The organism is Pseudomonas retamae (assembly GCF_043496865.1).
Taxonomy (GTDB): domain Bacteria; phylum Pseudomonadota; class Gammaproteobacteria; order Pseudomonadales; family Pseudomonadaceae; genus Aquipseudomonas; species Aquipseudomonas retamae.
This window is the reverse complement of sequence record NZ_JBIEIL010000014.1, coordinates 28,702-54,310: the sequence shown is the minus strand read 5'-3', so window position 1 is coordinate 54,310 and position 25,609 is coordinate 28,702. Positions and strand designations below refer to the sequence as shown.

16 protein-coding genes are annotated in these 25,609 nt (G+C 58.9%); 10 read left to right on the top strand and 6 right to left on the bottom strand.

Annotation, left to right across the window (positions count from 1 at the left end):
* Window positions 1-215 precede the first annotated feature (215 nt).
* From ACGSLL_RS23695 to ACGSLL_RS23685, 3 genes are read left to right on the top strand one after another with little or no spacing between them, the layout of a single operon-like run.
* Entirely contained in the window at window positions 216-1,337 is a 1,122-nt protein-coding gene (locus ACGSLL_RS23695; RefSeq protein WP_394508161.1) for a glycosyltransferase family 4 protein, read from the top strand.
* Complete coding sequence (locus ACGSLL_RS23690; protein ID WP_394508160.1) at window positions 1,330-2,106, top strand: DUF2334 domain-containing protein; 777 nt, start codon at window positions 1,330-1,332, stop codon at window positions 2,104-2,106. The genes ACGSLL_RS23695 and ACGSLL_RS23690 overlap by 8 nt, the downstream gene beginning before the upstream one ends.
* On the top strand, window positions 2,103-3,101 hold the full coding sequence (locus ACGSLL_RS23685) for a lysylphosphatidylglycerol synthase transmembrane domain-containing protein (protein WP_394508159.1): 999 nt from the start codon (window positions 2,103-2,105) through the stop codon (window positions 3,099-3,101). Before ACGSLL_RS23690 ends, ACGSLL_RS23685 begins: the two co-directional genes overlap by 4 nt.
* On the opposite strand, the gene ACGSLL_RS23680 is transcribed toward ACGSLL_RS23685, so the two are convergent.
* Window positions 3,085-3,261 carry a hypothetical protein gene (locus tag ACGSLL_RS23680; RefSeq protein WP_394508158.1) on the bottom strand — a complete coding sequence of 59 codons (177 nt, stop codon included), beginning with the start codon at window positions 3,259-3,261 and terminating at the stop codon, window positions 3,085-3,087. The two genes, ACGSLL_RS23685 and ACGSLL_RS23680, sit on opposite strands and share 17 nt — an antisense overlap.
* A gap of 84 nt (window positions 3,262-3,345) precedes the next feature.
* Window positions 3,346-4,194 carry a formyltetrahydrofolate deformylase gene (gene purU, locus ACGSLL_RS23675; protein WP_394508157.1) on the bottom strand — a complete coding sequence of 283 codons (849 nt, stop codon included), beginning with the start codon at window positions 4,192-4,194 and terminating at the stop codon, window positions 3,346-3,348.
* Between the two features lie 335 nt (window positions 4,195-4,529).
* On the opposite strand from purU, the gene mvaT reads away from it, so the two are divergent.
* The gene (mvaT, locus tag ACGSLL_RS23670) at window positions 4,530-4,907 is read left to right on the top strand and encodes a histone-like nucleoid-structuring protein MvaT (RefSeq protein ID WP_085689457.1); all 378 of its coding nucleotides are present in this window, start codon (window positions 4,530-4,532) and stop codon (window positions 4,905-4,907) included.
* 97 nt (window positions 4,908-5,004) lie between these two features.
* On the opposite strand, the gene sbcB is transcribed toward mvaT, so the two are convergent.
* Window positions 5,005-6,435: an exodeoxyribonuclease I gene (sbcB, locus tag ACGSLL_RS23665; protein WP_394508156.1), complete on the bottom strand. Its 1,431-nt coding sequence runs from the start codon at window positions 6,433-6,435 to the stop codon at window positions 5,005-5,007.
* 238 nt (window positions 6,436-6,673) lie between these two features.
* Here sbcB and ACGSLL_RS23660 point away from each other — a divergent pair, with 238 nt between their 5' ends.
* Genes ACGSLL_RS23660 through ACGSLL_RS23635 form a run of 6 tightly spaced genes read left to right on the top strand, consistent with a single transcriptional unit; the run spans window position 6,674 to window position 13,390 of the window.
* Complete coding sequence (locus ACGSLL_RS23660; protein ID WP_394508155.1) at window positions 6,674-7,399, top strand: RDD family protein; 726 nt, start codon at window positions 6,674-6,676, stop codon at window positions 7,397-7,399.
* Entirely contained in the window at window positions 7,396-8,373 is a 978-nt protein-coding gene (locus ACGSLL_RS23655; RefSeq protein ID WP_394508154.1) for a stage II sporulation protein M, read from the top strand. Before ACGSLL_RS23660 ends, ACGSLL_RS23655 begins: the two co-directional genes overlap by 4 nt.
* Window positions 8,360-9,907: a DUF4129 domain-containing protein gene (locus tag ACGSLL_RS23650; protein WP_394508153.1), complete on the top strand. Its 1,548-nt coding sequence runs from the start codon at window positions 8,360-8,362 to the stop codon at window positions 9,905-9,907. The genes ACGSLL_RS23655 and ACGSLL_RS23650 overlap by 14 nt, the downstream gene beginning before the upstream one ends.
* Window positions 9,904-11,067: a DUF4350 domain-containing protein gene (locus tag ACGSLL_RS23645; RefSeq protein ID WP_394508152.1), complete on the top strand. Its 1,164-nt coding sequence runs from the start codon at window positions 9,904-9,906 to the stop codon at window positions 11,065-11,067. The genes ACGSLL_RS23650 and ACGSLL_RS23645 overlap by 4 nt, the downstream gene beginning before the upstream one ends.
* A complete protein-coding gene (locus tag ACGSLL_RS23640) occupies window positions 11,064-12,065 on the top strand; it encodes an AAA family ATPase (protein WP_394508151.1) in 1,002 nt (333 codons plus the stop codon). The genes ACGSLL_RS23645 and ACGSLL_RS23640 overlap by 4 nt, the downstream gene beginning before the upstream one ends.
* The gene (locus tag ACGSLL_RS23635; RefSeq protein WP_394508150.1) at window positions 12,062-13,390 is read left to right on the top strand and encodes a DUF58 domain-containing protein; all 1,329 of its coding nucleotides are present in this window, start codon (window positions 12,062-12,064) and stop codon (window positions 13,388-13,390) included. The genes ACGSLL_RS23640 and ACGSLL_RS23635 overlap by 4 nt, the downstream gene beginning before the upstream one ends.
* Before the next feature lie 18 nt (window positions 13,391-13,408).
* Here the strand turns inward: ACGSLL_RS23635 and ACGSLL_RS23630 are convergent, their stop codons facing one another.
* The 3 genes from ACGSLL_RS23630 to ACGSLL_RS23620 are packed head-to-tail and all read right to left on the bottom strand — an operon-like array spanning window position 13,409 to window position 25,462.
* Entirely contained in the window at window positions 13,409-17,746 is a 4,338-nt protein-coding gene (locus ACGSLL_RS23630) for a hypothetical protein (RefSeq protein ID WP_394508149.1), read from the bottom strand.
* On the bottom strand, window positions 17,739-21,836 hold the full coding sequence (locus tag ACGSLL_RS23625) for a Tc toxin subunit A-related protein (protein ID WP_394508148.1): 4,098 nt from the start codon (window positions 21,834-21,836) through the stop codon (window positions 17,739-17,741). The genes ACGSLL_RS23630 and ACGSLL_RS23625 overlap by 8 nt, the downstream gene beginning before the upstream one ends.
* Window positions 21,836-25,462 (bottom strand): Tc toxin subunit A, encoded by a 3,627-nt coding sequence (locus ACGSLL_RS23620; protein ID WP_394508147.1) that lies wholly within the window; start codon window positions 25,460-25,462, stop codon window positions 21,836-21,838. Before ACGSLL_RS23620 ends, ACGSLL_RS23625 begins: the two co-directional genes overlap by 1 nt.
* Window positions 25,463-25,609 lie beyond the last annotated feature (147 nt).

The window sequence follows — 25,609 nt, the reverse complement described above, 5'->3', positions numbered from 1 at the left end:
CCGTCCGTGTAGAGAGGGAGCAGATTTTCAAGCCTTTCAAAGTCTGAGTTCGACTCAAACGACCAGGCCGATGTAGTTCCAGAATTCACCCCGATCAGTCCCCTCTCCCTCCGGGAGAGGGTTAGGGTGAGGGCGTTCCTCAAATCCACCGCGCAATCCCGACCGAACATCTATTCTCGATAAAGGTCAACAAGGGAGAACCCAGCAGCGGAGGGATGATCACCGTGCATATCGCCGACATCACCATGTTCTACGCCCCGGCCAGCGGCGGCGTGCGGACTTATCTGGATGCCAAACACCGCCGGTTGACGGGCAGATCCGGCATTCGTCACAGCCTGTTGATTCCCGGTGCCCGCTATGGCGAAAACGACGGTGTTTACACAGTTCCGGCCCCTGCCCTGCCCTTTGGCAAGGGATACCGCTTCCCGCTGCGTCTGGCGCCATGGCGCAACGTCCTGCAGGATTTGCAGCCTGATCTGATCGAAGTCGGCGATCCCTACCTGACCGCCTGGGCGGCGCTGGACGCACGGCGGCAACTGGATGTGCCGGTGATCGGCTTTTATCACTCGGACCTGCCACTGCTGGTCGGCAACCGCATGGGCCACTGGGTCACGCCGAATGTCGAGGCCTACGTGACCAGACTTTACGGCAACTTCGACCGGGTCTTGGCGCCGAGCCAGGTGATGGCCGACAAGCTCACCGGGCTGGGTGTGCGCAACGTTTTCGTACAGCCGCTGGGCGTCGATCTGCAAACCTTTCATCCAGGCGCGTGCGAGCGCAATCTGCGTGCGGAACTGGGCATCGCCGAGGACACGCGTCTGCTGATTTTCGCCGGGCGCGGTTCCAAAGAGAAAAACCTGCGGGTGCTGCTCAAGTGCATGCAACGTCTCGGCCCGCGTTATCACCTGCTGCTGGTGGGCTCGTCGATGCCGGCCATCGTCCCGGACAACGTCAGCGTCATCGACGAGTTCTGCCCTCCGGCGCGGGTAGCGCAATTGATGGCGAGCGCCGACGCTCTGCTGCATGCCGGCGATCAGGAGACTTTCGGCCTGGTGATTCTCGAAGCCATGGCCTGCGGCATTCCGGTGGTTGCCGTGGCCGCAGGAGCATTCGAAGAAATCGTCGATGAATCCTGCGGCCTGCTGTGTGCGCCGAACAATCCGCAGGCGATGGCCAATGCGGTGCGCGAACTGTTCAGCCGCGGCTGCGCGAAACTCGGCCGGCAGGCGCGCCAGCATGTCGAGCGGCATTATGCCTGGGACACAGTGGTCGACAGCCTGCTCAGCCATTATCACGCCGTACTCGGCCATGCGATTCCCCGGGTGGCCAATGGCTGAATCGAACAATCGCCGCGCCGTGCTGTTGGTCTTGCACGACGTGGCGCCGGAAACATGGGCCGACTACCAGCCATTTGTCGAGGCCGTGGATGCCATGGGCGCGGTGCCGATGACCTGGCTGGTGGTACCGGATTTTCATCGACGCAACGCCCTGGATGCTCACCCGGCATTCGGCCGCTTGCTTGATGAGCGGCTGGCCCGGGGCGATGAACTGGCGCTGCACGGTTACTATCACGACGATCAGGAGCCGGGCCCGACGACACCACGCGACTGGTTCATGCGCCGGGTCTACACCCACGAAGGCGAGTTTTATCGCTTGTCCCGCGCAACCGCCCTCTCCCGCCTGCATGCCGGTCTTGAGATTTTTCAACGCCACGACTGGCCGGTGCACGGTTTCGTCGCCCCGGCGTGGCTGATGAGCGATGGCACGCGCCAGGCATTGCGTGAGCTGCCGTTGCAATACACCAGCAGTCCACAGCACATCTATCGATTGCCGGATTTCAGCGCCATCGATGCACCGGGCTTGGTGTGGAGCGCGCGCAGTGCCTGGCGCCGAGGCTTGTCCAAAGTGCTCAGCGATCAACGCGAACAGCGCTGGCGGCAGGCGCCGGTAATACGCCTGGGATTGCACCCGGTGGACATGCGCCACCCCTTCTCTCGAAATTATTGGCTAAAGACTCTGGAACGCCTGCTGGCCGATGGCCGCGAACCGCTGACCAAGATCAACTGGCTCGCTCGACAGCGCGCGCAACTGGAGCGCGCAGCATGAAGCGCAGCCTGTTGTTGCTGATCGGCCTGCTCGTTGCGGTGCTGATTCCGGTCGTGTTGGGCGGCGGCGAAACCTGGGCGCGTCTGCAAAGCTTCCCGCTGCGCTGGTTGCTGGTGATGTTCGGCATGATCCTGTTCTGCTGGGGCATCAACACCCTGCGTTTGCGCTTGTTGCTTGGCGACCAGCGTGAACAGGTGCCGCCGATCAAAAGCCTGGGCGTGGTCATGGCCGCAGAATTCGCCTACTGCGCCACCCCCGGCGGCAGCGGTGGGCCGCTGACCATCATGGCCTTGCTGGCGCGTTTCGGCGTACGTCCGGCTCGCAGCAGCGCGGTGTTTGCCATGGATCAGCTCAGCGATCTGCTGTTCTTTCTCTGCGCGTTGAGCGCGATTCTGATTTACGCGTTGTTCCAGCATCTGAGCGATCGCCTCGAGTGGCTATTGACGGTCAGTGCGGTTTCGCTGTTCGGCGGTTTGTTCAGCTGTGTGCTGATCGCGCGCTACCACCGCGCACTGATTCGTCTGAGCGGGCGATTGCTCGCGGGGATGAACGTCACGGCGCGCACGCGGCGGCGCTGGGCGCGCAAGTTGTTGCACTTTCTTGCCGCGTTCACCGACACCTTGAAGTTGCCTTGGCAAACCCTGATCAAGGTCTTCGCCCTGACTTGCGTGCACTGGCTGCTGCGTTACAGCGTGTTGTATCTGGCGCTGCGCGGGCTGGGCGCGGACTTGCAGTGGGCGTGGAGCTTTCTGGTACAGATGCTTTCGCTGGGCGCCGGGCAATTCAGTCTGCTGCCCGGCGGCGCCGGGGCGGCGGAGTTGACCTCGGCAGCGCTACTGGCACCAATGGTCGGCAAATCCACCGCTGCGGCGGCGATCCTGATCTGGCGGGTGGTGACGTATTACTTCTATCTGCTGGTCGGTGGCCCGGTGTTCGTGTTGATGCTGGGCCGGCCACTGCTGAAAAAGCTGATGAATGTCAGGCAGGCTTCTTAGCGTCGTCCTGCTGTTCCTGGAGCTGTTCCCACAACTCGGCGGCCCCCGGAAACTCCGTGCCGTCGTCAGGGCTCATGTCGTCCGGGTCGTAGCGGCTCAGACAGCCTTCGCCCAGGGTTGCCGGGGCTTTGGAGGTGGCTTTGTCGAGTGGATCGCTCATCGGCTTGCTCCGAGTAGCTGAAATAAAAAAGGGCCTGAGCGATTCAACGCCCAGACCCTGTTTTTTTCAAGCCCGTGGGTTCGATCAGAACACCACAGTTTTGTTGCCGTGCACCAGCACGCGGTCTTCGAGGTGATAGCGCAGGCCGCGGGCCAGGACCATTTTCTCGACGTCACGGCCGAAGCGCACCATGTCTTCGATGCTGTCGCTGTGGCTGACCCGCACCACGTCCTGCTCGATGATCGGCCCGGCGTCCAGCTCTTCGGTGACGTAGTGGCAGGTCGCACCGATCAGTTTCACGCCACGCAGCGAGGCCTGGTGATACGGCTTGGCGCCGACGAAGGACGGCAGGAAGCTGTGGTGAATGTTGATCACCTTGTGCGCGTATTCGCGGCACAACTCTGGCGGCAGGATCTGCATGTAGCGCGCCAGCACCACCACTTCGGCATCGTGCTGTTTGACCAGCCGCGACACTTCAGCGAACGCCGGCTGCTTGTCCTGCGGATTGACCGGGACGTGATAATAAGGAATGCCGTGCCACTCGACCATGCTGCGCAGGTCGTCGTGGTTGGAAATCACGCAGGCGATTTCGCAGTCCAGTTCATCGCTGTGCCAGCGATGCAACAAGTCCGCCAGACAGTGCGATTCACGGCTGGCCATCAGCACCACGCGCTTTTTCTGCTCGGTGTCGGTGATGCGCCAGTCCATCGCGAACTCTTCGGCGATCGGTGCAAACTTCTCGCGCAACTCTTCAATACCGAACGGCAGCGAGTCGGCACGAATTTCGTGACGCATGAAGAACCAGCCCACTTGATTGTCGGAGTGGTGGCTCGCTTCGGTGATCCAGCCGTTATGAGAGGCTAGAAAATTACTGACTTTGGCAACGATGCCAACGCGGTCCGGGCAAGAGATCACCAGACGAAAAGTGCGCATGAGGGGGAACTCCAGAACTTCGCAAAGGCCGCCATTCTAGCGACTGCGCAGGAAAACTGCAGTATTGATCGGCCTGTGCCCGTGCCACGGCAGACGGCGTGCCTCTAGCCGGGACTAATCGCAAAAGCCTCAGGCGCTGGCGGCGGCATTCCACCAGGCAACTGTGAATGTCTGTGATGAGTCGCTCACATTATTTAACGGAATATTCGAAAGTCGGCAGTTTCTCGTAACTAATTCAAATAAAAACCCGGGTTAAATGTTTACTTGATGAAACACCCTGACTATTATTGCGACACTGTCCCCCTGCCATTCAACACTTCACCAAGGTAGTAACCATGTCCCTGATCAACGAATATCGCGCCACCGAAGAAGCCATCAAAGAGCTGCAAGCTCGTTTGAAGAACCTGTCGCAAGACGACAAACTGCAAGCCGAGCTGGAATTCGAAGGCAAACTGCGCACCCTGATGGGCGAATACTCCAAATCCCTGCGCGACATCATCGCGCTGCTGGATCCGGAAGCAAAAACCAAGGCACCACGTGGCGGCGCAGTGAAAACTACCGGCACCAAGCGTGCACGCAAAGTTAAACAATACAAAAACCCGCACAACGGCGAAGTCATCGAAACCAAAGGTGGCAACCACAAGACTCTGAAAGAGTGGAAAGCCAAGTGGGGCGGTGACGTGGTTGAAGGCTGGGCTACCCTGCTGGGCTAAGCCGCAACCCTTTCGCAGAGCAATCGGCGAAAAAACAAACGCCAGCGAACGCTGGCGTTTTTTTATGCCCGGCATTTAAGCCGGGTCATGTTCGAATTCAAAGATCCAAACGTTTGCGCAATGCCTGGACATAATTTTGCCATTCATTGAGGACCTCTCTCTGCAAAGGCGTGGCATTAACTGCCCATTGCTCGGCAGCCTCTGTAAATGATTGCAAGGTATTCGGCGCGCCGTATTCAGGCAGGGTCAAACGCTGCTGGCAAAATATTCGCCAGCGTTGTTGCTCTTCGCCTGTCAGGGTCTCGGCAAAGTTGCGTGCGCGATATCGAAAGAGCAATTCAGGTAGACGTTCATCATCGAACGGCCATTGCTCTTGTGCCAGTTGCGCCGGGTCGGCATTTCGCACTTGCTCGCACAGGCGCCGATCGCGATCACCGATAAATCCGTCGTACAACTGTTGTTCCGGATCTTCGCTGGGAGTGAAATCTTCAGCGACATAAATCTCGGCAACTTTATCTTTCCAGATTTGTTGTGCGTCAGTTAGCCGCAGTGCTCGCTGTTGAAACAACGCCATATCCAGGCCCAGACGCTGCTGATCCTCTGCACGCAACACTGCAAGCGGGGCCACCACCGGGCAACGGTTGATATGAATGAGTTTGAGCGGCACCGGCAATTCGCCGTCCGCCAGGTCATCGCGGCGCGTGTACAAACGCTGACGCAAGGTTTGCGCATCCTGATCGAGCAATCCCTGCGGGTCGAGATGCAAATCGCAGACAATCAGGGCATTGCGGTTTTTCGGGTGCCAGGCCAGAGGCAGCACCACTCCGACATAACTGCGTGCCGCCGAGAATCGCCCGGAGACGTGCACCAACGGTTGCAGCAGGCGAATCTGGTCCATGACTTTCTGTTTGCTGCGCAACTGAAACAGCCAGTCGTAGAGTTTCGGTTGTTTCTCGCGGATGAGCCTGGCCAACGCAATGGTCGCGCGCACGTCCGACAACGCTTCGTGGGCATGACCATGGTCGATCTGGTTGGCAGCGGTCAGGCGTTCCAGCTTGAGCGTCACCCGACCTTCGTCGTCGGTCGGCCAGACCAGGCCATCGGGGCGCAATGCGTAGGCGGCGCGCACCACATCGATCAGGTCCCAGCGACTGTTGCCGCCCTGCCATTCACGCGCGTACGGGTCGAAAAAATTCCGATACAAGCTGTAGCGGGTCATTTCGTCGTCGAAACGCAGCGTGTTGTAGCCGGCGCCACAGGTGCCCGGCGCAGCGAGTTGCGCGTGCACGCGGGTCATGAAATCGGCTTCGCTCAAACCTTTCTCGGCAAGCTGGCCGGGCGTGATGCCGGTGATTGCGCAGGCTGCCGGATGCGGCAGGATGTCTTCGCTCGGCTGGCAATAAAGGTTGACCGGCTCGTCGATTTCGTTGAGTGCGTGGTCGGTGCGAATCCCGGCCACTTGCAATGGGCGATCATTGCGTGGATTGATGCCGGTGGTTTCGTAGTCGTACCAGAAGATTGAAGTCACGGGCGGTTCCTGAGCTGAGGATCGGCGAAGTCTAGGCGCTACCGGGTTGCCACGGCCAGCCTCGAAGCCCTCGAACAGTTATTTCTGCAGATTCCTACAGCTGTAAATGCGTTTCCCTGTGGGATTTTCAACCGGCTGCTTTTTACATGCAGTGCAATACATAGTTATGTCGTTTTCCCCCGAGAGGCTGCTAGCATCGGCTCACTCGCATCCCGAACCGGCGAACATCAGGTAGCCCATGCTCGAGCCCACAGCACCGCCAAGGAAAGCACCGCTGGCCGCACCGCTGGATACGCGGTATCAGGTCGAAACACCGGAAGGCATCGACCTGCCCTTGCGCCCGGCCGGGTTGCTGGTGCGCACGCTGGCCTTCGCCATTGATCTGGGCTTGCGCGGGGTGATCATGGGCGTGTTGTTCATCGCACTGGCGTTTCTCGGCAAGCTCGGCATGGGCCTCGGTTCGCTGCTGCTGTTTGCAATCAGTTGGTGGTACATGGTGCTGTTCGAGGTGCTGCGCCAGGGCCGTTCTCCTGGCAAACAATGGATGGGTTTGCGCGTGGTGCACGACGACGGCACACCGGTGGGCTGGTCGGCCTCGCTGCTGCGCAATCTGCTGCGCTTTGTCGATCTGTTGCCGTTCGGTTATTTCCTCGGCACCTTGAGCTGCCTGAACCACCCGACGTTCAAACGCCTCGGCGATATCGCCGCCGGCACGCTGGTGGTCTACAGCGAGCGCCCGCTGACCCGGCCGCAATTGCCTGAGGCCCAAGCGCGACGTTCTCCGGTCCCGCTGACCCTCAAGGAACAACGCGCGGTGCTGGCCTTTGCCGAGCGCCAGAGCGAACTGTCGCCAGCACGGGTCAAGGAACTCGCGGCACTGCTGGCCCAACCCCTGCATATTTCCGCGCCCAAAGCCGTCGCCGAACTCAACGGCATCGCCCGCGGCCTGTTGGGCCCGACATGAAGCAAAGCCTTTTCGAAAGCCGCCACAAGGCCGAATGGGAGCGTTTCGCCTTGGCGCTTGAACGCCTCGAGCACGGCAAGGACACCCCGCAAGTCGCTGGTTTTCCAAAAGCCTATCGCAGACTTTGCCTGCATCTGGCGCTGGCGCAAGAGCGCGGCTACAGCAGCTTTCTCATCGATTCGTTGCAACAGCAGGTCTTGCGTGGGCATCAACAGCTCTACCGTCATCGCAGCCGTCTCGGCGCCAACCTGCTGAGCTTTGTCCTGGCGGACTTCCCGCGACTGGTGCGTGCCGAATGGCGCTTTGTACTCGCCGCCGGCCTGCTGTTCTTCGGCAGTCTGATCGGCGTCGCTGTGCTGGTGTATGGATTTCCCGACCTCATCTACAGCTTGATCCCCGCCGATCAAGTGCGTGAGATGCAAGGCATGTACGATCCGGTCGCCGGGCACCTCGGCCGGCCCGTCGAACGCGCCGCCAGCGAAGACTGGGTGATGTTCGGTTACTACGTGATGCACAACATCGGCATCGCCTTTCAGACCTTCGCCAGCGGCATGTTGCTGGGTGTCGGCAGTGCGTTCTTTCTGTTCTATAACGGCATGGTCATCGGCGCGGTAGCCGGGCACCTCAGCGAAATCGGTTACGGCCAGACCTTCTGGTCGTTCGTCATCGCCCACGGTGCCTTCGAACTCACCGCTATTGCCTTGGCCGGCGCGGCGGGCCTGCAACTGGGCTGGGCGTTGATCGCCCCGGGACGTCTGAGCCGCGGCGAGGCGTTGCAACGTGCGGCGCGCAAAAGCGTGTTGCTGGTGTGCGGCGTGATGCTGTTTCTGCTGATTGCTGCATTCATCGAAGCCTATTGGTCGTCGAAAACCAGCGTCACGCCGCTGACCAAATATCTGGTTGGCGCCGGGTTGTGGATATTGGTCGCGGTCTACCTGTTGTTCGCCGGAAGGACGCCTCATGCGCCTGAGTGATGCCACGGTGGAGATTCGCCCGCGCACGACCTGGGAAGCCATGGACCTGGGCGTGCTCATGAGTCAGCAGCATCGGCGTTTGCTGATGACCAGTTGGGCGATCATCACGTTGCCGCTGTTCGCCCTGCTAAGCCTGCTCCTGTGGGATGCGCCGTCGCTGGCGGTGTTCATCTTCTGGTGGCTGAAACCCGCGTACGAAAGGCTGCCGTTGTACATCCTTTCCAAAGCGCTGTTCGGCGAAACGCCGACGCTGCGCCAGGCCTTGCGTGACTGGCCGCGCCTGCTCAAGCCGCAACTGCTGGCCAGCCTGACCTGGCGCCGGCTGAGCTTGAGCCGCAGCTTTCTGCTGCCGGTGGTGCAACTCGAAGGTCTGGATGGCAACGCCCGCCAGCAGCGTTTAGAAGTGCTGCTGCAACGCAACGCCGGCGCCGCGCAATGGCTGACCATTATCGGCGCACATCTGGAAACCGCGCTGTGGATCGGCCTGATGGTGCTGTTCTATCTGTTGCTGCCGCAGCAGATAGAAACCGATTGGGACTGGCAGTCACTGATCCTGGCAGCGGATCATCAATGGCGCTGGCTGGAACACCTGACCAATGCCTTCTATGCGCTGATACTGGTGGTGTGGGGGCCGGTGTATGTCGCGTGCGGCTTCAGCCTGTATCTGAACCGGCGCACGCAACTGGAGGCGTGGGATATCGAACTGGTGTTCCGCCGCCTGCGCCAACGGCTGAGCCATTCGCTGTTGGGGCTGCTGCTGGCGATGTGTCTGGTATTGCCGAATGTGCCGACAGTCTGGGCCGCCGCGCCCGATGACGATCCGAAGGCGCCGCGATTGTTGAATCAGCCGCTGACCAGTCAGGCCTCGCAAGAAAGCATCAAGGCGTTACTCGAACAACCACCGTTCAAGAACAAGGAAACCGTCACCCGCTATCGCTTCGGCGACGACCCGGCGGCAGCGGCCAAAGGCTCGGAACCCGGCGACGCGCCGCAATGGCTGAAAACCTTGCTGGGCTGGCTCGACGGGCAGCATTTCAATGCCCTCGCGAAACTCATCGAGGTGTTGTTGTGGGCTGCGGTCGTTGCGGTGATCGGCTGGCTGATCTGGCGCTATCGCGATTTTGTGCAAGCCTTCGTCAATCGCCGCCCGAAGCTGCCGGCGAAGCCCGAACGCGCAGTGCCGCAGCAGGCTTTTGGTCTGGACTTGAACCGCGACAGCCTGCCTGACGACATCGCCGCCAGCGCTGAACAACTCTGGCACAGCCAACCGCGCGCTGCGTTGAGCCTGCTCTATCGCGGCTTGCTCAGTCACCTGCTGCACGACTTTGACCTGCGACTGAAACCCGCCGACACCGAACATCAGGTGCTGGCGCGAGTCGAGCAATTGCAGCATCCGCAACTGCTCGCCTTCAGCCGCAGCCTGACCGCTCACTGGCAGAACATGGCTTATGGACACCGCGTACCGGCCGCCTCTGCGCGGCAAGAATTGTGCAGTGGCTGGCGCGTTCTGTTCGGCAAGGAGACGGCCCGTTGAGTCGCCGCACATTGGGCTGGACAGGCGTATTGCTCGTCGCGTTGCTGGGCGCATTGGGCGTTTTTCTGTACATCAAAGCCACGCCGTATCAGGAACAGATCGATCACGGCCCCTCACCTGCTGCGCAAGCCAATCCCTATCTCGCGGCCGAACTGTTTCTGCGCCAACGCGGCCTACGTGTCAGCCATGGCGAAAGCCTCGCCGTATTACCGGACATCGACCCGCATCAGCATACGCTGCTGTTGTTCCACGATCGCTCGCGGATGACGCCACGTCAGGTCGACCAGGTGTTGAACTGGACCCGCGCTGGCGGGCGACTGATATTCGTCGCCGAATCGCTGTGGGACGAACAGAGCAAACAGAGCAACGACCTGCTGCTCGATCGGGTGCAACTGCATCAGTCCCTGAGCAAGGATTTGAAAGACGTCCCCGCAGACGCAGAACCCGAGCCTTTTCCAAAGCTGACCAAACTCTATGTTGAAGACGAAGCCGCACCGGCCTACGCCGGCTTCGATACCGATTTCCACCTTGACGACCCGAAAAATCTCGCCCAGGCCTGGGCCAACAGCGCCAAGGCTACGCACATGATGCAACTGCCTCACGGCCTCGGTTCGATCACCGTGGTGACCGACGCCGAGCTTTGGAAAACCGATGCCATCGCCAAGTACGACAACGCCTGGCTGCTGTGGTATCTGAGCGCCGACACCGATGTCACGCTGATCTACAACAGCGAACACGATGGCTTGCTGACCTTGCTTTGGCGCTACTTTCCGCAAGCACTCGTCGCCCTGCTCGCCTTGATCGGCCTGTGGCTATGGCACGTCGGCACGCGCCACGGACCGATTCAGGCGCCCGCGCCGAGCGGGCGTCGACAGTTGCAGGAGCATTTGCGCGCCAGTACCGATTTCCTTTTGCGCCACAACGGCCAGCAAGCGCTGCTGCAAGCCTTGCAACAAGACGTGCTGCGCCGGGCGCGCCGCCGCCATCCCGGCTTTGACCAATTGAACGTTGCCGAACAATGGCTGGCGTTGTCGCGCCTGACCCGGCAACCCACCCGCGCCATCAGCCAGGCCCTGAGCCCGGTGTCGAACCGGCGGCTGTCCAGCGCTGACTTCTGCCGCCAGGTCGCCCACCTGCAAACCTTGAGGAACACGCTATGACTGAACAGATCGAGCCCGGCAGCGCCAGCCACGCCGCGCAGCAACGCCAGCGTGCCAGCCAGTTGGCGCAAGCGCTGCGCGGCGAATTGCGCAAAGTGCTGATCGGTCAGCATCAAGTAATCGACGATGTGCTGACGGCACTGATTGCCGGCGGTCATGTATTGCTCGAAGGCGTGCCCGGGCTGGGTAAAACATTGTTGGTGCGCGCCCTCGCCCGCTGCTTCGGCGGCGAATTCGCGCGGATTCAATTCACCCCCGACCTGATGCCCAGCGACGTCACCGGTCATGCCGTTTACGACTTGCAAACCGAACAGTTCAAGCTGCGCAAAGGTCCGCTGTTCACCAACCTGTTGCTGGCCGACGAGATCAACCGTGCCCCGGCGAAAACCCAGGCGGCGTTGCTCGAAGCGATGCAGGAACGGCAAGTCACCCTCGAAGGCCGCGCCTTGCCGATTGCGCAACCGTTCATGGTCCTGGCCACGCAGAACCCGATCGAGCAGGAAGGCACCTACCCCCTGCCGGAAGCCGAACTGGACCGCTTCATGCTCAAGGTGCGCATGGACTATCCCGACGCCGATCAGGAGCTGGACATGGTCCGTCAGGTCAGCCGCTCGACCCGCGCCGACATGCTCGACGTGCAACCGCTGCGCACCGTGCTGCAGGCCAAGGATGTGCAAGCCTTGCAGCGCATCGCCAGTGATCTGCCGCTGGATGATCAAGTGCTTGACTACGCGGTGCGCCTGGCGCGCAGCACACGCACCTGGCCGGGACTTACCCTCGGTGCCGGGCCGCGCGCCTCGATTGCCCTGGTGCGTTGCGCCCGGGCTCGCGCCTTGTTGCGCGGTGGCGAGTTCGTCATTCCTGATGACATCAAAAGTTGTGCATTGGCCGTGCTGCGCCATCGTGTGCGCCTTGCGCCGGAGCTCGATATCGAAGGTCTGCAGGTCGATCAGGTGTTGACGCAATTGCTCGATCAAGTGCCGGCGCCGCGTCTGTGAAACCCTCACGACTGTTGCTGGGCTGGGTGGCCGCGCTGCTGGTGATTGGCATCGTACTGGGCACTCTGCAGGCTCTGGAATTGGCAATCCCGGCCAGCCTGATATCGATTAACTGGGGCTTGCTACTGGCGCTGCTGGCCCTGGCGGTGCTGGATGCGCTGCGCTTGCAGCGAATGCCGCCCGTGCGTGTCAGCCGGCAGATGCCGGGCAGCCTCTCGCTCGGGCGCTGGGCCGAAGTCCCGCTGACGATTGAACACGACTTCAATGCGCCGCTGAACATTGACCTTTTCGATCATGTCCCGGATGGCTTGAGCTTCGACAATCTGCCGCTGGCGCTTGAACTGCAACCCGGCCAGTTCAGCCAGATCAGCTATCGCCTGCGTCCGTTGAACCGCGGTCATTTCACATTTGAACACTGCGAAATCAATCTACCGAGCCCATTGGGCTTGTGGACCGGCAAGCGCTCGCTGCCAGTCAGCGACCAGACCCGCGTCTACCCCGACTTCGCCCGGCTCTACGGCGGTGAACTGCTGGCCGTGGACAACTGGCTCAGCCAGCTCGGCGTACGCCAGCGGCAACGCCGCGGTCAGGGTCTGGAGTTCCATCAATTGCGCGAATTTCGCGAAGGCGACAGCCTGCGGCAGATCGATTGGAAAGCCACCGCGCGACAGCGCACGCCAATCGCCCGCGAATATCAGGATGAGCGCGATCAGCAGATCATTTTCATGCTCGACTGCGGCCGGCGCATGCGCAGCCAGGATGGTGAGCTGGCGCACTTCGACCATGCACTCAACGCCTGCCTGCTGCTCAGTTACGTGGCCCTGCGCCAGGGTGATGCTGTGGGGTTGTGCACGTTTGCCGGGGATCCACGTTATGTGGCACCGGTCAAAGGCCGCCGCCAACTGAACGTTTTGCTCAATGCGGTTTATGACCTGCAAAGCACACAGCGCCCGGCCGATTACCAGGCCGCCGTCAATCAGCTGTTGGCCCGACAAAAGCGCCGGGCACTGGTGGTGCTGGTGACCAACTTGCGTGATGAAGATGATGAACAATTGCTCGGAGCGGTCAAACGCTTGAGCGCTCAACACCGGGTGCTGGTGGCCAGCCTGCGCGAGGATACGCTCGATGCGCTGCGCAACACCCCGGTGCAAACGTTGCCCGAGGCGTTGGCTTACTGCGGGGCGGTGAGTTATCTGAACGAGCGGGGAGAACTCCATGAGCGGTTGAGTGCTCATGGAGTTGCGGTAGTGGATGTTCGGCCTGGGTACTTGGGCGCCCAACTGGTGACGCATTACCTCGGCTGGAAGAAGTCCGGTAACCTTTGAATTATCAGGCTGACAATCTTATTGCGGCCACTTCACCAACAGGTCTGTTCCGAGCTTTACTGGCCCATCTCTATTAGTCGTAGTGACCTCAAGCGAATAGTGCCCGGGAGCCCCGCTGACATAGTCTATTTCCGCCCATCCTTGCTCGTTACTGTAGCTATACCCGATACCCGTGCGATCCACACTCCATTGCACCTTTATCCCCTCAAGGGGCACTTCCCATGTCGATGTTTTTGCATACGCATACACCTTCAGCCTTACGGCTCTATTCATGTAAACAATTTCCGGCTCTGTACGAATATCCTTCAATAGCCCGTCGTGCAGCGGATTCACGATAATCCGTTGCTGTTTCTCCTTGGGATGACCGAACTGCGCAGTTGCCACCAAATCAACGCCACCCATCGATTGCACTGCTGGCTTGAACTTCGTGCGGGCCACGCCCTCTTGATCGGTTTCAGCATCCGGTAATGGTTCTCCGCCAAAGCTCCATTTGATTGTAATGCCCGGCATCGCGCTGTTTTGCGAAAGATCGATAACGGTAACCCAGGCATTGACTTCGTCGCCCAGGTAAATGGAGGACCTCTCACAATCCAGTGATTGAATTGCAGGCATATTCCCGCCGTACGCCAGTGAGGCCACGTCCCAGCCAGCAATACCGCCCTTGACTGTAGCGAAGAGCATGCCATGGCTGCGTGCGATGGCTTTCAAAGATAACCGTGCAATCCCATCCTCTGCGGTTAGCGATTTCTTCAAAAACTGATTCTCGTATTCCCACTCCACTTCTACGCCTGCCAACGGCACTCCAGTCAGCGCCGAAACGACCTTGGCATGAGCGTAATCCTCGGAATCCGATGGCTCCCACAGATCAAAAATTTCCCTCGGTTCGCTCATGGTGCAAGACAACACAAGCGACTCCCAATACAACGAATCGCCTACCGTCGCCGTCAGCTCAAATTCACCGGGCGTTTTGGGAAGGAATCGAACGCTCGCAACCCCATAATGATCAGTAATCGTGGTCACCTCCCCCAGATCCGCACTGCGCCAGATCACCTTGATACCTTCCATCGGTTCACCACTGATAGAAGAGATAACCGTGATGTGCTCGAACAGTGTCTCTCCCCAAAGCAAGGATTGTCCGGCGCGCGAGCGTTCGGAAATCTTCACCGCATGTGAACCACTACCTACCGACATGGCATTGGCCGGGGACAATCTGGCGAGCCGCTCGGAAGCCAGGCATAACTCAAAGCTGCCGTCCGTCAGATCGCCCACGCTGAAATCGTAAAAACAGCCTGCTTCGCTGAAGACTGCCGGGACGCCCAGTGCCGGTGGATTGAAGCGTAAATCAAACGCCGCCGGGCCAGCACCGCGCATACCCAGCGTCATTTTCTGATTGAACAGTGGACTGTTCTGCGCCGCTTTCACCTCGATCCGATGATTGCCCTTGCGACGTGGAAAAAAGGTGTGCTCACCCCAGAGTTGAGGTGCGCCGGTATCGAATTTGATCGTTACGCCGGCCCACGGATCGCTGCTCAGCGAACTGACCGCCAGAGAATGCGATTGTGTATGACCGTCATAAGGACTGGTGATCGACACATCAACGGTCTGCTCCCCTGCCTCGGTGGGCTCGAAGGGAAAACCGGACCAGCCATTGGCACCGGTGTCGTAAACCACCGGCTTGCCGGCGACGCTCCATTGCACAGGGAAGCGATCCACGGCACGTCCAGTGTAATGCGAGCGAACCTTTGCCCACATCCAGGCAGGCTCCTGCCCCACAACCGGCGTCACCGCAGATTCATGGAGGGCTTCGATATTGACTTTGTTGTGGCCCAAATGCATCGCGTTATAAGCCGCCGTACCGTAAGGCGTGACAAATGCAAGCCGAAATGTCCCGGATGCGACGCTATTGCAACAATCGAGCGTCCAGGTGAAACCGCTGTCATCGATAACATTCAAGCTACCCGGACGTGGGCACAGCTCAATGCCCAGCTCTCCAGCTGAGCTACCGTCCCACCGCAGATCCATGTCGATTCCTACTAACGGACTCAAGGCATGGGTTCTGAAAGTGTAGCGGTGCATCGCCCCCAGACATGGATACAACACCTGTCCCTTGTCGACGCTCATCCGATCCATGACCACCGTGAACTCGTCATGAATATCAGGCGACATCAGCCGACCATACAAGTCCCGGTCCTCGAGCGCTTCGTTGATCAATCGCAGTTCGAACATACTGCTGAGGCTGGTAGCGAACTCGGAACTCAACGTCCAGCTCAGACCTTCCACTGCATCGAGAGTGCGCGGTACATCCAGATCACTGATGCTCAATCCGATATTGCGGTCGACCCCGCGCCAACTGAGCGTTATGGCTTTGCCGATGAGCGTACTGCCTTCGCGCGGCGTGATCTTCAAGACGTGAGTGCTGCCTCGTTTACACACAAGCCCATTGCCAGGGCGAGTGTCTTCGCTGCCATCCAGCGTGATGCTGACCTGGTTTTTCCATGAACTTCGCTCGATCGCCGTTACCGTGAACGAGTGCTCGATCGGCGTGTCCTCGTCGTGCGCCCGGATCCTGGCGGCGATGGTGTTAGTCCCGGCTTGTTTAGGGGTGAACAATACGCTGGCCCAGCCGCCGCTGCCTGTTCGCGTGGAAACGATGCCGTTGGGCGTTTCCCAATCTACCAGTGCATCGATCACAGGATCACCGTCGGCGCTATCAGACGCGTCGGCGCGATGCACAACCTGCAAACGCACCAGTGCGCTTTCGCGATCCTCGATGACCGGTGACTTGTCGGCTTCGCGCACATCACCGACCCTGACCTTGTTACGCGCCAGTGACATTTTTTTCGGTGACGATGGCAGCAGCAGTTTCGAGCATCTGAGCTCCAGTTCGAACTGGCCGTCGGAAACATCGTCGCAGGTTAGCGTCCAGCTCAGATTGCCGTTATTGACGGGCACCGGCTGTGTTAGCGCAGGGCTGACCGCGACACCGATCCTGTCGGGCTCGTCGCCACTCCAGTGCAGTGAAAACAGGGCCTCACGAAGAGGGCTGTCTGACGGCAATATGACTTGCAGAACGTGAGTCGACCCGCGGTTGGGGTAGCCGTTGTCGGTCCAGTGCCGCTCTTCACTGTTGTCCATGTACTTGAGCGTCGGCCACGGATCCGCGGCCAGCACAGTGATGTCGAAACTTTGCGTGACGCTCCCCGAGGCGTAATAGAGACTTTCAACCGTTGCCTGAACGACGAAGGTTCCCGCCTGTGTCGCCTGATAATCCCAGTGCACTCGCCCTTGCTCATCGGTGATGGTTTCCCCAAGATCTTCATGCCCGACGACGGACCACTTGACGGTCCGGCCTGCCACCGGAAAGCCCGTGTAATACGAAGAAACCTGTCCTCCCAAACGAACGCTTTGATCGATCAAAGGGTAATAGCCCGGTTCAAGAAGATCGCGAAACTTCAGCCGGTGATGCCCCAGCGAAACATTGATCGAGCAGTCGGGCGCTTTGTAGCGATTGCGCAGTACCAGTTGAAATGTGTATTCGTCTCCATCAAGCCACGGACACCGTAGAGACCACGCTGATGCCAAGGGCTGATTGGTCTCCCACTGCGGCGTCGCGACAATCGCGCCCAAGGGATTGCCAACAATGCTCAACGCCGCTTCAGTGCCCTGCCACGGGCTACCGTCGGCCGGCAAAAAAGTCAGTTCATGGGGCATGATCACGGGGTCGGCGGTGTTTGCGGCCTCGGTCGCTCCCGGACACAGGTACAGCGTCCGGTTCGGGGGCAGCGTCTCGCTGTCCAGCTTTATTGCGTCCAGATCCACTGCCGGCAGACGCAGTTGCAGATCGATGCCGGTAATACATACCGCTGAGATATCGTCCCCGGAATCGTTAGGCGGGCTGAATACACTGACGACAAGGTTATCGCCGGCCTCGAAAGCCATATCGAGCACAGCGTCATACCGTTTGGGCCTGAACTCCAGCGGCTGACCGTTCTTCAGCCGGGCCTGATCTTCCAGCGAGTCGCGTCGAGCACTCGGTTGCAACTCGATTTCCAGACTGACGTCTGGCTGGTCCTCGAGACTGACAACCAACCTGCCCGGCGAGGTATGGCGCATTTCACAGTCGAAACCGAGCTCATAGGTAACACCGGTATCGGGACTTTTTGGAATTGTCAGGGTTTGACTGACCGAAGAACGATTGCCGGCCTTGAGAAAGCGTACGTCCTCTTCGTTCCAGTTTTCGCGCGCTATACCCAACCAGGACGGATTGGTCGAACCTTTTTTCCAGTGGCTGAATCCTTGCTCGAAATCGCCGTTGCGTACGAGGCTTTCGCCGGCCTTGATGACGGGCTCATTCATGATGGTCTGCTCCAGCGCGAGATGCTTTTCGCTGCCCGGTCAGAGCCCGGGTCACCAGATCTTCAACAGCTCGGGTAAACGTCGGTTCCCCGGCCTTGGCGGTGTATCGAACACGCAGGATGATGTCTGTCACCGAAGCGAGCATGCCGGCCTGCGGTTCTGTTGTCGGCCACGGAAATTTCACCTGCCAGCGAGACACCACCCCGGTACTTTCAAAGCAGTTGAGCAAACCTTCATCAGGCCTCATCGCCGTCATGCCGTTGTCGGCAACCCCTGTCGACAAAGCTATCTGCTGACCGCTGCGCAGATTGACCAGCACATCCGGCGGGGCCACCGCATCGACCGGATGATGCAAGTAGCTAACCGACGAGGTCGTTGCTTTGGTCGCCGTCATGCTGCTGATTTGCAGCAGGGTAGCGCGGACGTTTTCGAACGGCCCGACCAATGCGGGCAGGTCGACCTCGACTGAACTGATTTGCCGGCAGTAGTGCCCCGGATAATCGCGATCAAACAGTAATTGAGTGAGATCGAATTCAAGGGTCCCGCGAGTGCTCAGCTCTTGCAGCGCGCTCGCCCAGCTGCCGATACCTGGTTGCGGATCGCTTTTGTCTTCGAACAACCGACGCAAGGAGATGGCTTTTTCCAGTTCCAGCCGTCGCTCATGACGTTGCAGGTACTCGCGCTCCATGCGCAGTAAATAGCCACGAAGATGCTCGCCAGCCGTCAGACCATGGCGGTTGTCCAGCCAGACCTGAGGCAAAGGAATCTGTGAGTCGTAGTCCCCAGTCTCGGCGCTCAGCGACGCCTGCGCACTCAGGCACAGGCTGACCACTGCGTCATACGCCTGGTAATGCAACGTCTTGAGCTGGCCCAGCAACCAGTTGAACAGTTCGGCATTGGTGGCGCGTTTTTTCAGAAAATTGTAAACGGACAATGCCTGGTTGTTCGCCAGCAGCGTTTGCTCCAGGCTGGTTTGGGCAGCTTGCACCGCCACACTTTGTGCGGTGATTTGCGCCTCGATTGCATTGACTTCCGCCAATGCCTGATCGCGCTGCAAACGCCACTCTTCACGACGCCGACGGTAGCCCTCGGTCGTTGCTTTCCTGTCTGCGTCCATACTTAGCACCGATGAGGCGATGTCCAGGCCGTAGCACACCGCATCGAAGCCCCTATCGACCCTGTGTCCGCCGTTGGCCACGCCAAAAATATTGGGAAAAGCGGCGACTATCGAGCCTGCAATCTTAACGCTCGTGGAGGTCAGCGCTACGATCTTTGCATCGCGCAAACTTTCCATGACTTCGTATTCGATGTCGGAGACGTTTTCCTCAAAACGTCCGGCATAGGCGATGGCACGCTCCTGCGCTACGGTCCTGCTGTGTGCCAGCGCGACCTGGCTCGCTTGCAGTTGAGCGATGGTTTGCTCCTGTACAGTCTTGGCGTAGGCACCCAGTTCCACCAGATGGCTTTGCTGAATTTCTTCTTGTTCGGCCCGGTCTCGCTGTTCCAGGAAACGCAGCAATTGACCGCCGTAATCCTGCAAGGTCTGCACGGCCCGCAGTGCTGCCTCATACGACACGCGCCAGCGAAAAGCGCCAACCACCAGGCGCCCCCCCATGGGCCGCGGTCCGCCGGGTCCAGCTGCCAGGTCGCGTAATAATTGATTGGGATCTGTCGGCGGACTGAACAGTGGAATATTCAGCGGCTTGCCGTCGAGGGTCAGGTTGTTGCGCAGATTATGCAGGCGCTTACCGGGCAGATCGTACAACGCAAGCAACTGCTCATTGATCGGCTGTTTGAACGGCTCGACTGCCAGCAACCCGAGCAGTGGCGCCGCTTCAGCCGCCGCCGGCAAGTCTTCCAGGTTGAATGCCAGGTCATGTTCGAATTGCACCAGCGTTGGCCGTGCCCGGCTTCTGTTCAACAGATTGCCGAGCGTATCTGCTTCCCAGCGGTTTACCGTTCGTACGGACGGTGGCTTGCCCATCAGAGACTGTGCCTGGACATAACACAGCTTGGCCGATAACAAGCTGTCACGCGTGAGCTGCCGGTAATACCAGTCGCCCCACTCCATCAGGGTTTTCACATATTCGGTGAACACCAGTATCTGAAAATGTCTGGGTGCGGAGTAGCCAATCGCATAGGGATCAGTCGGGGCTTCGGTTTCGCAGCCCAGATTACCGTCGCCATCCAGGGGCCGGCACCGCCAATAAGCGGGTTTGCGATCCGGTAATTCTGAATCTGCGGGGTCGGCCGGCGCTTGTGGATCGAACAAATAGTGCAACCAGTTCAGCGCTTCCTGAAACCGGTCCTCATCCCGTAAACGTGCGGCGACGAAGAGCACAGAATGAAAAAACAATTCCCAGTGGAACAGTCCGTTGGCGCCGTCGAAAGCGCCATTAGGCTCATCAATGGTGCCGGATTGTGGAGGCGGCTCCGACAGAAACTGGGTGGACCAATCCAGTACGGCATCGACGGAAATATTGGCGCGCTGCACCAGTTCCGGCCCGAACAGCGAATTCAGACGGGTGAATTTGAGCTTGAGCTCATCCTGGTTCAGTGACAGAAACTGTGCAGCATCTGCTGTGTTCTTCAGCAGCGTCGGCGGGACGAAGGGTGTGACGTTGGCAACTGTTACAACAAATACTCTGCGTTCACCGGCGGTGCCGAAAGAAAAAGTAGCCGGCGGCCAGGAACCTTTGTCTCGTGTCAATTCAAGCCATCCGGTGCTCCAGCCACCAGCAAGCGGAAAATTGCCAATGATCGGCTTGGGATCGCCTGTGGCAGGCTCCAAGACCTCCAACGTAAAACTGTCGTCTCCTGCGGTCGAGCCCGTGGGTCTGCAATAACCCTGGAGGAACAGTACATCTTTTTCGTCCACACGAAACACCACGGCTTGCAAGTCCAGAAAGTCCGTAACATTGCCCATCACCGTCGCGCTGGAGACAACCGTCGGCTGGTTGCGCAATTGATGCTGAACGGTATCGAGTGTGGTGAACCGCTCGGTCGCTGCCTTCTCGAGCCAGCCACCATCGTCCCAGTCCAGGCGACGGAACAGCACATCACGTACTGCCGATACTTTGAAGGAATCCGGGGCAGTCCGGTCATTGATCAACATGACTCCCAGCTTGCCCTTGGGGTTGTAGCGGTCCGCCCATACCGTTGCGATCAGTCGAGCCCCTTCAGAGTGATCCGTCTCCTGTTCGGAAGTGTGAAGACTCAGAGGTGCCGACCATTGCCCGTTCTGACTCATGAAAGACAAATTGATGGATAACTGGTGGGGCAGACTTACTTCCTTATCCGCCATCTTCATCTCGTCCTGCCATTGCGCCCATACCAGACACAAGCGGGAATTCCACAACACCGGGCGTATGTCCAAAACCTTTACGCCTGCGGGAATTTCTACCGGCCGCCATTCGCTCCACGCAGCGGGATTGATCGCTCGGCATTCGTCAGTGAGCTCCACCTCGGCCTTGCGCCAGAAATACTGGAACGGCGGCACCCGCTGGCGCCCGACAAAGTAATAATCAGCACGGGCGGGCGAGACAACCTCCGTAGTGCTGCCTATCAAATCCATGTAACTGCTGATCACATCGAGATCGCAGGTCTGCTCGAACGTTTGCAGATAATCGCGCAAGGCGACCTGCACTGTATCGCTGTGGAGGCGCGTCTGACTGAGGTTGTTTTCCAGAGTTTTGAACAGGCTGGTCTTGCGCTGGCGCACGAAGGGGTTCATGTAGTTTTCCGGATACACCGCGATCATCTGCAGCGCCGCCCAATCCGAATAGTTGTTGTACAGTTCCCAGGTCTTCACATCGCGCTTGTCGAATTCGGTATCTGTATAACCACGCTCGAGCTTTTTATAGGCCGCGTTAGTGAATTGCTGGGCGCAGCCAATCGCTTCGGCGACCCAGGAGCTCTTCACCGGATCATTATCCAGAGGATCCATGCGCAGCAATTCAAACAGATCTTCCGGAGTTTCGACGAACATGTAAGGGGAAGTCGGATCGTTTTTCCCGATATGCCCGATGCAGTATTCGACCAACGCATCCCGACGTTTTTCGAGCAAGCGTGCCATCGTGTCCATTGCCATTATGCTTGCTCCTGCAGGTCGAAAGTGATGGGTTCGAAATCAGCGGACGACGTGCCGTCCTCTGTACCGACGGTGATCCGAAACGTTCCACCGGTAGGGCTTGAAACGTACACTCGCGTCACCCCTTCGTGATCGGTGTGCGCCTGTGCCGGGCGAATAGAAACATGTGAGGGGCCAATGCCGATCGTCAAAGGATGGCCGCTCCAATTGACCGGGGTGTTTCTTCCGAGGTTGCCAAAGCCGTCCTTCATCGTGGCGGAGAGTTCGACCTCCTGGCCGAATGCCACGGATTCCAACGGCACCGGAGACATGAACCGCGGTGGGAATTGCAGGGTTTTAGTGTCGACGATAACGTGGACGGCAGGGGCGTACGCTGCTTCGAGCAAATCAATCCAGAACCGGGGAGCCTCCGTGCCGGTGGCCGTACCGGGAATGAAATCCGTGTGCAGCACGCCGTTGGTACCCGTTGCCTTTGTGGCGATGGTGCCCAGCGTGGTATGCCAATAAACATTGACGCCGCTCAATGGGTTTGCATCGCTGTCGGTGAGCGTGACGGTGAACGTGATTTTCTCGCCCGGTTTATTGGCGACGACCTCGGTTTTATCCGATACGCAGGTCATGGTGACGATCTGCTGCAAATCCTCGTTAACAGTGACCCGAGAGGTTATCGATTGGGACACACTCAACAAAGCCCGCTCAGCGGCTTCCTTGTAGCGGTTCTTGTCTACATCTTCCGGCAAGGTACCGATCAGGAAAATCGTCAAGGCATCCATACTTGTGTGCGAAGCCAGCACGCGGATGCGCATGAACTGGTCCAGTTGGGGCAGGGTTTTCAGAATGCCCTTGTCCGGGTCGATACGCCCCACGCATTCGCGCACTTCCTGCACGCTCCAGTCAAAAAACTCGGCGAGTCTGATGGCGGCCGCCTGCTGTGCCAGACGCAGCGCGTGCCCCGTAAGCGGGGAAGGCAGCGCGTTGACTTCGCGCAGATAATCGAGCAGCCGTTGCGCCGGCAGCCGACTCAACTCGAAGCCTCGGGTCAATGAGGTCAGGTAATAAAGGGTCCGCACCGTGAAAGCGTACTTGTCCTCCTGAGAAAGCCAGGCCTGGTAACCGTAATCCAGATAATCGCGTAACGCCTCAACGCCAAGGTCCAGTTGCGCCACCACGGCACTGCGTCGACGTACGTCGGCCAACAGCAGCATTAGCGGGTCGGACGGTTCGGCACGTCTGCTGTTTGTCTCGAGTTGCAAAAGCGGCCGATCAAGTACCAGTCGCAACAATCGAGGCACGCTTGCATTGGCCCACTTCAAGATTTGCAAGGCGTGCTCGTCGCTGACGCCGGTATAAACCTCCAGACACTCCTTGGCCACTTGCACCTGCGCGTCTCTGGCCTGCACAAGCACAACCAGCATGCGCTCGACGATATTGGCGCGTACATTGTCGTCGATCTGGCCAAGGCCATCTCTTACGGCATCGTCGAGGACATCCCGGGCAAAGGACTGATAATCGCTTTCTGTGCCTGACCAGGCGAGGACCAGGCCGTCGAGATCGGCCAGTTTCGTCAGCAAGTCCAACCAACTGGCACCCGCCAATGGCGGGACACCCGCCATCAATAGTGCCGAGTTGCTGAACCCGGCAGCACCCAGCAAGTTGCGCACCTGTTCGAAAAACTGCAACTCGGTCTCGGCGACGGCGAGGGCTCGAGGTTCGGCAATCTGCTGAAGCATCCACAGCACCGGAAAATCACGGTCTGCACACCATTGCACGCACGAATGCATGGCATAGATGAGGTTCAGCACATCGGGGCTGGTACTTTCAGCCGAATTGATTTGCGGCTTGCCTGCCAGCCCCTCCAGCCATGCCTGTCCGCCGAGCAATGTCAGCATCAGCACGCCTTCGACAGGAGTAAGGCCCAACAAGCGCGGCAGTTTCACCATGCGATAAAAACTGGAGATGATCGCCGGCGTGCGCAGCAGATTATTGCCATCGATGCGATGGGCGCCGGCAATCGCCATCGCCAGATAATGATACGTCTGCAGATCAATACTCAACGCACTGCACAGCTGAGTGATCGTCAACTCGGACTTGCCTTGAACGGGCAATACCGGGAACGGGAGACCATCCAGCACCAAGGGGTCACGATAGTTTCCCTGGCCGTTGAAAACCTGATCGAATTGCGACAGTGCCTCGCCACGTCCGTAAATCGACAGCTCGTCGATGAACGCAGCGAAATCATGCGCGGTACATCCGTAACGCTCTCTTAGCGATTGGAAAAGACCCAATGCATGGGTAACTTTCTCTGTAATCAACCAGGACTCGGCCTGCGCACTGCCGCGTGCTTCCGCTCGCATGGCTGCTGCCAACAACGCATCGACTTCATCCGCGGGCAGGTCCAGCCACTGGTCCAGACGCAACTTGCGATTCAGGCGGTCGTAGCGGTCCAATCCCTCGACATTGCTGTGGTTAGGCGAGAGTTTATGCAGGAAGGTGGGGCCGGTACCAGTAGCGATGAAATGAATGCCCGGATGGGAATGAGCATTAACGTAAACGGAACCGGAACGTCCACTCTCCGGCTCTGCAGGCGGTTCTGTCGCAAACTTCACATTGGCTGAACGCTGTGGAACAAAGCTGCCGACTGACAATAGTTTCTCGATCCCCGGCGTGTCGAGTTTGGTTCGCTTCCCAAAAAAATTGACTTGATTGATGTCCCCGTATATATCGCCGGTGCCAAAATTACGACTGTAGAAACGAACCCTGTCGTCAATATTCGCAGGCTCCTCTGTCAGCAACTTGCGCTGATAGGGTCCTAATCGTGTCGCGTGCGCCAAGGCACGCCCTGCATCGTCGTCCCAGGCCTGTGCCTGCAGGAAGTAGGGAAACGACTTGTCCACCATGTGCGCAAAATTACCGACCGATAGCCCATGGTGGCGGGCAACCGCATCGATAGTGTTCCAATGTTGATAGTAGGGCAGTCCGTTGGGATAACGTGCGTCGATCATTTGCTGCTCGACATCCACTGGCTCATCGGGCGATTCCTGCGTCGCCTCAATGAAGGTTTCGAGAACCCGCACAATGATGTCGACCGAAGACACCGGACGATGCACAGCGTTGAAATCGACGACCAGTTTTTTCAGATCGCTGCGCCGATCATGCAGCAATATCCTTGTGGAATCCGAAGCCGATTCGATACGTTCTTCAACCCACTTCATCAAATCGACCAGATAGGCGGCTGGGCCCACTGCGGACTCGATAGCGCTCGGCGGGCAAAAAGCGTCGTAGTTGGGATCGAACAAGTCTTCGATAGTGGGCCCGGGGACCATCGACAAAATGCCGTTCTGCGGAACTTCTTTCGTTGGTTTCTGACGCTGCAGACCCTGTTCGATAAATCGGCGCCGTATGTAAAAGGCCATACTGTTGGCGCGCCGCAGAAACCGTCGGGCGTCGTCTTTTTTCACGCCGTAGTTGCGCTCCAGACCACGCGCACCGCCCTCGACCAAGGGAAAGATCGACCCGCCCTCTTCGAGGTAGCTTTTGAGTTTTCCCAGCCCGACGTCTGTCAGATATTGTTCCTCGCCAAACAACTGATCCAGCAGTTGCAGGGCGGGACGGCGCGAATCAACCATGATCGGATTTCCTTGAGGCGATAGCGGTCCCGCGACACCTGGAATTGTCCGTCAGGTGTCGCACTCGGTCAGTAGGATTGAGCGCTTTGCGAGTCAAGCCGTCTACTGTCAGTTCTGACAGGTTCGATGACCGCTCGTCGGTAGTTG